Annotated in this window: 12 protein-coding genes; 6 read left to right on the forward strand and 6 right to left on the reverse strand. The window is 39.7% G+C overall.

The annotated features are described in order from the left end of the window. Positions 1 to 146: 146 nt before the first annotated feature. Positions 147 to 1,430 carry a DUF4113 domain-containing protein gene (locus ACED25_RS21905; protein ID WP_102579796.1) on the reverse strand — a complete coding sequence of 428 codons (1,284 nt, stop codon included), beginning with the start codon at positions 1,428 to 1,430 and terminating at the stop codon, positions 147 to 149. Further along, positions 1,415 to 2,131, reverse strand: coding sequence for a S24 family peptidase (locus tag ACED25_RS21910; protein WP_017101222.1), 717 nt, complete (start codon positions 2,129 to 2,131; stop codon positions 1,415 to 1,417). Before ACED25_RS21910 ends, ACED25_RS21905 begins: the two co-directional genes overlap by 16 nt. Before the next feature lie 297 nt (positions 2,132 to 2,428). Between ACED25_RS21910 and ACED25_RS21915 the strand changes: the two genes are divergently transcribed. Genes ACED25_RS21915 through ACED25_RS21925 form a run of 3 tightly spaced genes read left to right on the forward strand, consistent with a single transcriptional unit; the run spans position 2,429 to position 3,956 of the window. Further along, positions 2,429 to 3,226 carry a ParA family protein gene (locus ACED25_RS21915; protein WP_016767844.1) on the forward strand — a complete coding sequence of 266 codons (798 nt, stop codon included), beginning with the start codon at positions 2,429 to 2,431 and terminating at the stop codon, positions 3,224 to 3,226. Continuing rightward, entirely contained in the window at positions 3,219 to 3,611 is a 393-nt protein-coding gene (locus ACED25_RS21920; RefSeq protein WP_016767843.1) for a hypothetical protein, read from the forward strand. The genes ACED25_RS21915 and ACED25_RS21920 overlap by 8 nt, the downstream gene beginning before the upstream one ends. Before the next feature lie 54 nt (positions 3,612 to 3,665). After that, a complete protein-coding gene (locus ACED25_RS21925; RefSeq protein WP_016767842.1) occupies positions 3,666 to 3,956 on the forward strand; it encodes a helix-turn-helix transcriptional regulator in 291 nt (96 codons plus the stop codon). 473 nt (positions 3,957 to 4,429) lie between these two features. Here ACED25_RS21925 and ACED25_RS21930 read toward each other — a convergent pair whose 3' ends face one another. Next, a complete protein-coding gene (locus ACED25_RS21930; protein WP_017100439.1) occupies positions 4,430 to 4,702 on the reverse strand; it encodes a helix-turn-helix domain-containing protein in 273 nt (90 codons plus the stop codon). 448 nt (positions 4,703 to 5,150) lie between these two features. Between ACED25_RS21930 and ACED25_RS21935 the strand changes: the two genes are divergently transcribed. Genes ACED25_RS21935 through ACED25_RS21945 form a run of 3 tightly spaced genes read left to right on the forward strand, consistent with a single transcriptional unit; the run spans position 5,151 to position 8,760 of the window. Continuing rightward, positions 5,151 to 6,287, forward strand: coding sequence for an adenylate cyclase (locus ACED25_RS21935; protein ID WP_102504014.1), 1,137 nt, complete (start codon positions 5,151 to 5,153; stop codon positions 6,285 to 6,287). Next, positions 6,284 to 6,748, forward strand: coding sequence for a three component ABC system middle component (locus tag ACED25_RS21940; RefSeq protein ID WP_102504015.1), 465 nt, complete (start codon positions 6,284 to 6,286; stop codon positions 6,746 to 6,748). Before ACED25_RS21935 ends, ACED25_RS21940 begins: the two co-directional genes overlap by 4 nt. Next, positions 6,745 to 8,760, forward strand: coding sequence for a DUF3732 domain-containing protein (locus ACED25_RS21945; protein ID WP_371696092.1), 2,016 nt, complete (start codon positions 6,745 to 6,747; stop codon positions 8,758 to 8,760). The genes ACED25_RS21940 and ACED25_RS21945 overlap by 4 nt, the downstream gene beginning before the upstream one ends. A 219-nt stretch (positions 8,761 to 8,979) precedes the next feature. Here the strand turns inward: ACED25_RS21945 and ACED25_RS21950 are convergent, their stop codons facing one another. From ACED25_RS21950 to ACED25_RS21960, 3 genes are all read right to left on the reverse strand, one after another. Then, the gene (locus ACED25_RS21950; protein WP_102504017.1) at positions 8,980 to 9,969 is read right to left on the reverse strand and encodes a DUF4917 family protein; all 990 of its coding nucleotides are present in this window, start codon (positions 9,967 to 9,969) and stop codon (positions 8,980 to 8,982) included. 281 nt (positions 9,970 to 10,250) lie between these two features. After that, on the reverse strand, positions 10,251 to 10,520 hold the full coding sequence (locus ACED25_RS21955) for a hypothetical protein (RefSeq protein WP_213865792.1): 270 nt from the start codon (positions 10,518 to 10,520) through the stop codon (positions 10,251 to 10,253). Positions 10,521 to 10,703: 183 nt separating this feature from the next. Beyond that, positions 10,704 to 11,141: recombinase family protein (locus ACED25_RS21960; RefSeq protein WP_371696093.1), on the reverse strand; the 438-nt coding region annotated here is incomplete at its 5' end.

The following is an 11,141-nucleotide window of genomic DNA, read 5'->3' on the forward strand; positions in this document are numbered from 1 at the left end:
ACTCTTAGGCCATAGATGAAAGATACAAGCGAAAAGCCTTGCCCGAAGGGTAACGTCCAAGATAATGATACCTAACCAGTATTCCCTCCTAGTCCCAAACTAAGGAGCAATACACGAAGAGATAAGAAACTAAGAATGAAGATTCTTTAAATACATTTAACCGTCAGTAAGTCACTAGAATGGGTATAATAATTTTCTAATCTTTCAAATTCGATACTACCATCTTGCTCACTGTAACCTCGCTTTTGAGAGCCAAAGGTCAGCGTCCCTTTTCCAAAACGGGCATTAATGGTATCAAGCGCTCTATTAAGCTCTAACTTGTTAGAGCTAGCTTCCTCAAAGAGGTCAAACTGTTTTTTTTCACCATCAAGAAGCTCAACAGCTCCAACCGCAACCTTATATATAGGTTGTGCCGTTATATCTTTTGGGGCTAGGCTCTCGAAAACAGTTCGAACTTGACTTAAAGCTTGCCCCGTATCCGTCAACCCAGTATTTAAGTTAATGTCTATACGTCTGTAATAAGGCAAACACTTATCGTATTTTCCTGTACTAATAAAAACAGATAGCGTCTTGACTTCACTTTTTTGAGACCTCACCTTAGTCATCACTTCAGCGCAGTGATGTGCTATTTCTCCAAATAGCATATCCGTTTCTCGTAGTCGGTCCCGATAACTTGATGTAGACCAAATCTGCTTCTTTTTCTCTCGTATATCGGAGTAGCTTAAGACACTGACACCGTTAAGCTCAGAAATCACATTGGCTATATTGATAGAGTAACGCTTTTGATAAGTTTTAGGATCACAACGTTTAAGCTCTAACGCTGTCGATATCCCTTCATTTTTTAAGTGACGTTGATAGGCACCACCAATATTCCATACCTTTCCGACAGGCATCTTACTTAATATTGAGTCAATCTGTTTCTGATGAATAAGGCAGCACTGCCCTTTAAAACCTGGTTGGTTTTTACCAGCCCAGCTCGCTACTTTTGCTAGAGTCAATGTAGAACCAACGCCAGCCCCAACAGGTACACCGGTTTCTCTATAAACCCGCTGTCGCAACTCCAATATAAAATCATCGAGACAAACATTAATGCTGTGTAGGTGTGTTAGTGAGATAAACAATTCATCGACAGAATAGCGAAAAGAACTCGATCCTTGCATTGCTTGCTCAACACTCGTCATAAAGCGATCTGATATATGACTGAAGGTATTAAAATTGGCTTTATAAACTCGGCCCTGGTGCAGCCTCAGTAAATCAATATTCTCCCAAATGGGTCGAAATTTCTGGATACCTAACGTAGAACAAGCCCGATTAGCTGCAATGCTAATCCCCTGACCTGCTGTCACTAGTACTGGTAACGACTTTTGTTCCGGTTTATAGATTGAAGTACTTTCGCTATAGAATCTTGTGCCGTCTATGAGTCCGTACATAGAACATCCCTATGTAATCGAAAGCTGTAACGAACAACGCCGTGCAATCTTAAGTAATCGGCTTCAGTCACGCGGTAATCTGGATAGGCGGGATTGTCTGACGATAGTAATCTAGAACTTAAATGAACACGCTTGCAAACTAGATCATGATTAAGTGCCAGAATACAAACATCGTCATCTTCAGGCTTTAAATGACGCTCCAATAGCATTAAATCATGGTGGAATATGTAGGGCCTCATAGATTCGCCGTCCGCCTTACAAATCAAAGTAGAGTGCTCAACATCAATGAGTAGAGAGTGCAGATCAATATCTATTAGACTGTTGTGTGCAGGCAATGAAATAGGTTTACGAAAGTGATGGATAGATACTGTGACCACCCCTATCACTAAGAGATCATTCTGACCATGGCAGGTATGCTTCATGTGTGAACAAAGCTGAGACCAACTCACACAATATCGTTCATCAAACTGCTCAACTAAAACAATATCGTTCACTAGTGGCTGTCGTGAGGCATCAATGAGTAGCCAATCACCGATAGCAATTCCAGAACATACATACTCAGTCGTGCTCTCAATCAAAAACATAGATGAAGGAGCATGGACAAACATCTGAGTCAAGTTAAGGGCTTGCTTACGAAACGTAAGTGTAGGGTTTTCAAAACCAGTGATCGAGGCAGAAACCAAACTTTCTAATATCAACATGTCTATATAGTACTGTACATAAAACCAGTAAATCAATATTTAAGTTTAAATTAAGAGTCGCATTAAGCAAATTTCCAGCCACACCACTCAATCAAACTGTCAACTTATTACACTAAACCCCAATAAAAAACTTAAACCCTTGTTATAAAACAAAAAAACAAACAATAAATCATGTATAGCATTGATGCTATACATAGTTTTAGACATAATTGAAGTGTGTATAGCACTTTTGCTATACATAAAAAAAACACTCACATATAATACGTATAGCATCACTGCTATACATAGGGTTTAAACATGACAACACTCAAAGATAATTCAACTAGAATCATAATGATCGGCTGCCGAAAAGGGGGAGTAACAAAAACAACAACAACCGTAAACCTCGGCTATGAACTCAGCCAACAAGGACAACGTGTCCTTATCTTAGATTTCGACGGTCAAGGCGATAGTACAAAATTTTACGGATGTGAAGATTCAGAATATTACATTGGCGATGCACTTCTTGATCGAAAATTCGATATTAAAAAATCAATTTACCCTGCAATCATTAATGGGGAAGCACAAGAGCACCTACATATCATCCCTGGGCGCCGGGGCGATATAATGACGAAGCTTGATATGGACATGATTTCGCTTACACGTCGAGAGGAACGATTAAAGCTGCATTTAGAAAAGCTTCAAGGTTGTTATGATTTCATACTAATAGACACCAACCCAGGAACCTCTGTTCTTGGACTAAATGCTGTAATGGCTGCTACAGAATATCTATTCCCAACTGAATATAAAGAGCACAGTCTTGACGGCGTAGAGACACTCCTTGAACACATCCAAGATGTGAAATTCGTGGAAGAAAATGAAATAAAGTTTTTAGTGATTCCTTCTAAGATAAGTAAAACAGCAAAAAAAGCTCTTGATTACGGTACTGGGTATTTAGCGGAAAGGTGGCCAAACAACACAGCAAAAACCACCATTTGGGATCGCAGCCTATTTACGGAGGCAGAAATGGAGCATGAACCGGCAAGTGTAATTAACCGTGGCCATGTAGCTGCACGTTACTATAAAGAGCTAGCAAAGGAGGTCATCAATGAATAAAGACGTCCAGCTACTCGCAGAGTTAAAACAAAAAAAGAAACTGACAGGTGCAGAGCGAGCTCAAGTAAAAATGCTGGAGCGGAAAATTAGCCAATCAGAGAAGCCGGTTAAACAAGAAAGTAAGAGTAATATTTTCGCGACGAAACCCACAACAAAAATCAATCCGCTACCAATTCGATTTTCCAACAACGAACGCACTGGAATAACCGAACTTGCTAATGATATAAAAACCAACAACCTAGAATTAGTTATAACTGAACTTGGAAGCGAAAGAGAAATTAACGATACAAAACTAGTACGCGCTGCCGTTTACTTACTTAAGAAGCAAAGTCACGAGGATATAGTGGACGCTATAAAGCAAGTAAAACTAAACATGATCAGATAGTTGCTATGTATAGCATCACTGCTATACATAGCTTTCATCTCTGGAGCTATACCAATGCAACAGCGACAGGAAGGCTTAAAAATCCCCCTAAAAGTTAGAGAACTTTCAAAGGATAAAGACTCGGCCTTAAAAGCTTGGCTGAACTACCTAGGTATTTCTCAGTGCGACTTAGCTAAAAAGTTAAACGTATCCCAAGCTAGAGTCAGTCAATACTGTTCAGAGAAGATTAACAAGCGATCTGTCTTATTAAAGATTTCTGATGCACTTGGTATTACACCTGAACAATTGGACTTTGAACCTGATTCAATACCCTTGATAGTTTTTATAAACGATACAAATGAATAGAAAAAATTCAAATGTCTATCAATTCGTAGACCACATATACGGGGGAGGGGACAACGATGGCAAAGCTCAACCTTGGGGCTAATAAAGGTCGTAAAAACTATGTATAACACTGGTGCTATACATAGTTTAACTCTTTAATTTATGGAGATAAATATCACCCTCTCCAATTAAAAAAATCAAGACCCGTTCTATAACATTGAGCCGTAGTGGAAAGGCTTAATGTACTTAATTCAGTAAATTAAAACCAAGACAGGTGCGTATAGCAACAATGCTATACACAAGACAAATGTAAGACTCAAAGAAAAAAATACCGTTCATAATCAGTGCAGCGATAGTTACTTTGAAATGTGACTATATTACCGCCTGTTATTTTGAAGCGAGAATAAGATAAGCCACAATGGACTTCTTGAGAGATAACGACTGTTGATTAAGTTCTGCGCCCTCAACAGGTTACCAATAAGCTTGATACGAACTTACTGGCTCTCATACAATCCAAATTTACGAATTGTGATCAGGTTTAATTTTTTGCTGAAACTACCTCTATTGATACCTAAAATCCTTGCTGACTTTGACTGATTACCGCGAGTATGAGTTATCAACTCCGTAAACAATATTTCAAATACCGCTGGCGTCACCCAAGACATATCAGGGTTAGGTAATTGTTTATCAAACCATGTCGGTTCCAATTCTGCTCGAATAAGCTTTTTTAAGTGGTCTTTGTTGATGGGTGTTAGTTGGTCATTCATAAAGGTTGGGGATAGTTAAGAGACGTAATAATTCTGCCAAATTTATCATGAAACCACCTTAAAATCTGCCGACGACGAAAATTGATGTAATTCATGCTGTGGCTTGGAGTCGCTTAAGGATCTGGTTCATGTAGCGTTTAGCTAAAACGGTTTTGTCCAGAACCTTCGTAGGCTGAATTTTTACCCGTGGCATTTTCTAGCACGTTTGTGCCCCATTCCAAGTTAGCAAGCACTAGCCCTACTCAATAGATGTGCTAATGGCAATCTGCGATTTCCGTAGCAATACCACCACTTTGTCGCATTTCCCTCTCGTAGAAACATTGCCTTCAGTGATACCCTATGTAAAACAACCTGTTATGGCGTAATGGTGTGCTTGCTAGTTGTCAAAAAAACCAACGTGGGAGAAATTCCCCAAAATTTCACGAAGAAATACGAGGAACTGAAAAGTATGGGCGAAGGACAAACTAAAAATGCTGCCTTAACAACGGCGCTAGCCTTTCATTACCAAGTATTGATTGGCTTGGATAAGTGCTTTTCGCTTGAAGAAGGCCAGTCCGTTTGGTTTGAAAAAGATGGTGACGTGAGCCTGCTTTCGCCAGATGCTTTAACATCTATTCAAACTGAAGTAAAAGACTACGCAGCACCACTAACTGATCACCACGAAAACTTCTGGAAAACCCTCAAAAACTGGTTGGCTCCAGAATTTGACCATGCGCAATATGGCCTTCTAGTGCTGCACACGACTCAAGCCTTTGGCGCAAAAACTCGTCTAAAAGACTGGGATACGCAAACTATCGAGCAACGTTCTACTACCCTTGAAGCTATTTTTTCAGAGCGTACCGAAGAGCAGCTTAATGCAAATAAAACATCAGAAATCATAAAATTACAGAAAGCAGTCATGTTAGATACTACTAGTGAAGATTTGATGGCTGTCCTCGCCAAAGTTGTATTGCACGTGGAATCTGAAGATTCAGAAACACTAAAAAAGAGTTATTGCAATAAACTTAGCGGTTACATTCCGCTTTCTAATAGGCAAGCCTTTGCTGAAGGGCTGATTGGCTTTATTTATGAACAGGCGAATGGCGCAGAATGGGTAATAAATAAGACAACGTTTGACCAAAAGCGAGAAGCCTTAACGGCAAAATGGGGACCTACTTTATTTACTATTCCAGACTTCACTGACAGAGATGCAACAGAGGAAGAAGTTGAAGTGTATATTACTGAATTGTTTGCTCAGAAAATTCTTGAAATTGAGTATGAAGCTATACTGCCCGAAGCAATAGGTAGCTGGCTGGAACTAAGGAACTCATTGATCGAAGAGTTAAACGGCTATCCACAATTCAGGGACACTGTTAGCCGATATCGAGATCAATGGATTCGTACGTTTTCTGCGAAATACCGTACGGCTAGTCGCAAGAAAGGTAGCTTTACGGCGATATCTCAGGACTTATACGATCAAGTAACTAGCGAAATGCCATTTGGCATTGAAGGCTATCCAAATCCTGATTTTGTTTTTAGAAATGGCCTGATTCACGACGCTATGGATGATGAAGAACGCGATTTGAAATGGAGGGTTGAGCCATGAGCAGTATTGTTGATGCTCTGTATGAGTTAAAATACAACCCGTTTGAATATGGTCCTTACCTAGCGTCGTTTTACACGGCCATTAATGAGTCTGAAAATAACCTTTTGCTTGCCCCTTTGGTCATCCCACTCTGTAGCCATCCTGTTTTTAATAAAAAGATTTCTGGTGCTGTATTTGGAGAAAAAAGACAAAGCTCTATTTGGTCTGTTTTCAACGACCGCGCCCAACTCTATGACCTGCAAGAGCGAATTGACGGATTTCAATCCTTAACCGAGCAATGCATTCAATACTGCTTAATCAATGACTGGTTATCGGTAAACGAACAAGGTTTATCCCTTCACAAGGGTGATGGTTCTGACTCAGTCTTTACCAGTCAAAAAAGTGCAGTAAAGTTAGGGCGATTATTCAGTGGTCACTCAGTGGTCGAGATTTATGCATTTTTAGGAGTGAAACCAAGATGAATACACTCATTCATGAAATTGGCGTTATTGATAAACAAGGGAACAAGCATCCGGTTAATTTTAAGGCTGGGCTTAACGTTGTTACTGGTAAGTCATCGACAGGCAAAAGTGCCTTAATTGAAATTTTTGACTATTGCTTTGGCAGTGGTGAAAACACCATTCCCAAAGGCGTTATTACCACTAGTGCCGCTATTTATTATGTTGCGCTTGCTGTTAACGAACAAGATATAGTGATTGCGCGAGATCCTGTTATTGCATCGAAAGCCTTCTTTCGTCGCGTTGAAGCACTCAATACTAAAGATATTGAGCATGATTATTTCAATGCCAGCTATTTTCGTCCATTAGATGAGTTCAAGAAGCACTTAAGGGGTTTTTTCTTAGATATAGACGATGTCGATGAATCTTTGGCTGCCAGAGCCAATCGGCAGTTTAATCAAAAAGCGCCTACACCATCGGTGCGTAGCTTTTCATCGTTTATGCTTCAACATCAAAACCTTGTTGCTAATAAACATGCGTTGTTTTATCGATTCGATGAGAAAGAAAAGAGAGATCAGGCTATTGAGCATACTAAGATCTTTTTAGGACTTGTCGACCAAAAATTCTTTCACTTATCACAAGAAAAAGAACGATTTAGCGCAAAAATAAGACGATTAGAGCGCCAAAAAGAAACCAACAAGCGTACCTCAGAAAGCTATAAACAAAAAGTCGGCCCAGTTTTGAGCCAGCTGTATGCCTTGATGGGATTTAAAGATGAACCCTTATCATTAGATAAGGTGCTTCGCCATCCACAAGATGCCAAAGACCAATTCGATGGCATCATAGTTTCTGAGAAAATTAACTATAATTCCGATGCGTCCACACAAAGATACAATCAGTTGAAACTGGCGCGTAATCAAAAAAACGCCGAATTAAGGAAGTTACAACGCCAAGCATCGTCAATTAATAAACATATTCAAGAAGAAGAACTGTTTGTTGATAACGTAAAGCAGTTTAGTTCACCTAAGCATATTCAAATATCAGCATCGGTCTGCCCGTTTTGTCATACCGAAAAAGATAGCTTGCGACAAAGTGCGGAAAAACTACAACAGGCCATCACCAAGGTATCGGGTAACCTTGCTCAAGCACGCCCGATGAAAGCAAAGTTTGAGTCTTCATTGGTCGACGTACAACGCAATATTGAAGTTGTCAGCAGGTCATTGACCGAACTAAACCAACAAATAACGGAAATCGAGAAAACAGATAAGCAATTAGCAGAACAAAAGAGCCTGTATGAAAGTGTTGTAATGCAGAAGGCAAAGCTATTTGCACTTCTCGATAACCTCAACATGGCCGACGATGCAGAGCTTGAAAAGGAAATCAAAGAGGTAAGAAAACAACTCAAGAAGATTAATGATGACCTTAAACAATACGATGTGCAAAAAGGTTTAGAAAGAGCATCGGCTAAGGTAAACGAATATATGGTTGAAATTGGTAGGCATTTCTCGTTTGAAGCCAGCTATAAGCCCATCAATCTTCATTTTTCATTTGAAACGTTTGACCTCTATCACTTAACGCAAGAAAACGAAAAAATCTATCTGCGGTCAATGGGTAGTGGTGCAAATTGGCTGTACTGCCACGTAACTCTATTTTTAGCATTACATAAGTATTTTGCTGAACTGGGTGATAAATGTGCCATCCCTTCAATACTGTTTTTGGATCAGCCGACGCAAGTGTATTTTCCTAACTTTAATCGAGATAACTCTAACAGCTTCGAAGAGCAAAAAAGTAAGGAAGAAGAGCAGAGGACAGATAAAGATAGACCTGTTGATGAAGATGTCAAAGCTGTTGAAAACCTATTCAGCCAACTCTCAACTTACTGTAATGAAGTAAAAACAAATTACGGCTTTAGCCCACAAATCATAGTGACAGACCATGCAGACAATTTGACACTGTCTAATGGAGTATCATTTGAGTCGTTAGTTAATAATAATAGATGGCGAATGCGCGGTTTAATTCACCCTGTTGAAGAATAGTACAGGGCATTTATGAGAACTGAGTCAGCGAGATCTACGCTGACTCACTTTTGCCCAAGTAATTTTCATCATCGTCTTTTGCTACGAATTCTTAGTAGCGAAGTGTGTCCTCAAAAAAACTAACACTTCTTTTATGCAGCTAAACTTATAGGCATGTAAATCACGGAAGTAACTCGCTCAGAAACATAAGCGCCCGAGGACGCTTCTGTCGTTTTAGCTTTAAGCCCAGACAGGGGCTGTAGCAGAGTCGTAGAATTCCACTTCAAGTCCCGGTTTTTGTAAGAAAGCCAACGCATTAGCACGAGCACGTGTATTACGGTCATTATTAGGATCACCAAAGATACCCACGTAAACCTTTGATACCCTGCTTTTTTTAATTTGTTGGAAGATATGCATGTCATTATCATCCATAGAGTGTCCATGGATATATAGAACACCATCTAGGGACTTTAAGGATTGGTAACAACGATTTAGATATGGGTTGTGTTCTATTTTCTGGAGTTTTTTTTCGTGAGTTGGCTCAGATACGAACAGAGGGAACCTGCCAGCATCAAGATTTTCTTGAACTTGGTCAACGATTCCGATTCTTTCATCTCGATAATAAACATGCTTTTTGATGTCTGTTCCTGTGTCATATAGGTGTAAGCCTCCATGAACAAAGAACAGGTTTTGGCTTCTGTCTTGTGACCAATAATTGCTATCAAATCCATCAGTTTTGTTTAGATATCTATGGCTATCGATTTCACGATTAGTTTTGTTGATTGCCCAGTAAAGCAAAATATCGTAATTCAGAGTAAAAATATTCTGAAATTCTCTGAGAAATGCTCGAACAGTTCTGAATTGAACGTTCGTTACTTCACTCGGGCGGAGTGGGTGACTACGAGAAATAACATCAATCAGTGATTCTTTTAGTTTCTCTTGATCATCTCGAATTTGCTCAAGCGTATCTTCATCGATACCGTAAGCCTCGCCAACAACTTCAGCAGCAATTAGGTTCTTCATAATTTGTTCAAAATCGCTAGTTTCAAAGCGCCTAAAGATTTCTTTGATTTCTGCGTCACGCTCTCCAAAGTTAGCCCTGTCTAACAGATAATCGTATCTAAAAATTTCGGTATCCCAAGATTGAGAAAAACCGTTACCAAGTAGTATTGATGGGGTAACACCCTCTGGAAGCTCGTCGATTGTTTCTTGATAAGTTGGGAGCTGCATAATTTTGTTCTCCTTGCATGATAAAATATGCAACTATATGCTTCTCTTGGGGTTTCGTCTAGACCCCCGAGTCACACAGATAATCTATGCATGCTCCCCCACAGGGATAATTTAAATTCTAATTAGGACGCACTTTTGCTTTGATTAGCAAATATTATCCAAACATCACTTATAGACAAATTATTCTAACGCATTATTGTCCAAAACCTTCACAGGCTGAATTTTTACCTATGGCACTTTCTAACTCGAAAGTGTCCAAAAATGAGTTTCAGAAGCATCGTTTATTCAAGCCAGGTGAGTGCCTTATCAAACCCCTCTGGCGTTATATTGATGTACCAATCTAGCTCCACTTTTTTGCGCATAACCAGTCCACACTCTTCAAGAGCTTTACATGAAACTCGGAAGTTGTTCGGGTGAATATCTCTCCCAAGCACTTGATTGACGGCCAGGTTGATGACGGTTGACTTACCTTCTTTTACTCCTTTGATGAACGCCTTGGCCAAACATCTTAAGACCTCTTTTTGAACCTGGCTCATTCTTGCTTTTTTCATTCTCTCTGCCTCTTAATCATTGCAACAATAATTAAATTAAAATTCTGAAATTTATTTATTTCATCAAGGGATAGGTTCGTACTGGCTGCTATATGCTTGCATGTAGAGTCAGTATGAAGCCGACAGAGCGAAGCAACGTCAGTCAGCTCTTTACTCATTAAAAGAACAGCTTTATTCGCGATTCTAAAGAGAGATATTTTTTCCTAAAACCTTATAGACCGTAGTCCTACTGCACTCTAACTCTTTACTGATCGCATGATTGTTCATTCCTTGGTCTGCAAGCTCTTGAATACGCGTATGAAGCGTCTTATTAGGAAATCGGCCAAGATGCCTCCCTTCAGCGCGAGCACGCTCTCGTCCTTCATTACAACGCTGTAATATTCGTTTTCTTTCCATTTCAGCAAACGCTGATATGGTCGTGTAAATGACTCTACCTACATCGCTATTGATATCTAAATCCCCCAAGTCATGAAACACCAATCCCGCTTTCTTTTGCGCTAGCTGATCGGCAATCTGCAAAGCATCAATGGTATTTCGAGCAATGCGGTCGACTTTGGTAACATGAATAGGCTTTGTTGCGTAATTAAATTTAAAGATAGAACTACCCCGTTTCGCGTATTT

It is taken from the genome of Vibrio sp. 1F263, assembly GCF_041439035.1.
GTDB classification, from domain to species: Bacteria; Pseudomonadota; Gammaproteobacteria; order Enterobacterales; family Vibrionaceae; genus Vibrio; species Vibrio tasmaniensis_A.

Excerpts from the sequence above, each read along its gene's own strand:
- ACED25_RS21945 (WP_371696092.1), top strand. The coding sequence starts at position 6,745 with ATGAATACACTCATTCATGAAATTGGCGTTATTGATAAACAAGGGAAC.
- ACED25_RS21910 (WP_017101222.1), bottom strand. The coding sequence starts at position 2,131 with ATGTTGATATTAGAAAGTTTGGTTTCTGCCTCGATCACTGGTTTTGAA.
- ACED25_RS21915 (WP_016767844.1), top strand. The coding sequence starts at position 2,429 with ATGACAACACTCAAAGATAATTCAACTAGAATCATAATGATCGGCTGC.
- ACED25_RS21925 (WP_016767842.1), top strand. The coding sequence starts at position 3,666 with ATGCAACAGCGACAGGAAGGCTTAAAAATCCCCCTAAAAGTTAGAGAA.
- ACED25_RS21940 (WP_102504015.1), top strand. The coding sequence starts at position 6,284 with ATGAGCAGTATTGTTGATGCTCTGTATGAGTTAAAATACAACCCGTTT.
- ACED25_RS21930 (WP_017100439.1), bottom strand. The coding sequence starts at position 4,702 with ATGAATGACCAACTAACACCCATCAACAAAGACCACTTAAAAAAGCTT.
- ACED25_RS21955 (WP_213865792.1), bottom strand. The coding sequence starts at position 10,520 with ATGAAAAAAGCAAGAATGAGCCAGGTTCAAAAAGAGGTCTTAAGATGT.
- ACED25_RS21950 (WP_102504017.1), bottom strand. The coding sequence starts at position 9,969 with ATGCAGCTCCCAACTTATCAAGAAACAATCGACGAGCTTCCAGAGGGT.
- ACED25_RS21905 (WP_102579796.1), bottom strand. The coding sequence starts at position 1,430 with ATGTACGGACTCATAGACGGCACAAGATTCTATAGCGAAAGTACTTCA.
- ACED25_RS21920 (WP_016767843.1), top strand. The coding sequence starts at position 3,219 with ATGAATAAAGACGTCCAGCTACTCGCAGAGTTAAAACAAAAAAAGAAA.
- ACED25_RS21935 (WP_102504014.1), top strand. The coding sequence starts at position 5,151 with ATGGGCGAAGGACAAACTAAAAATGCTGCCTTAACAACGGCGCTAGCC.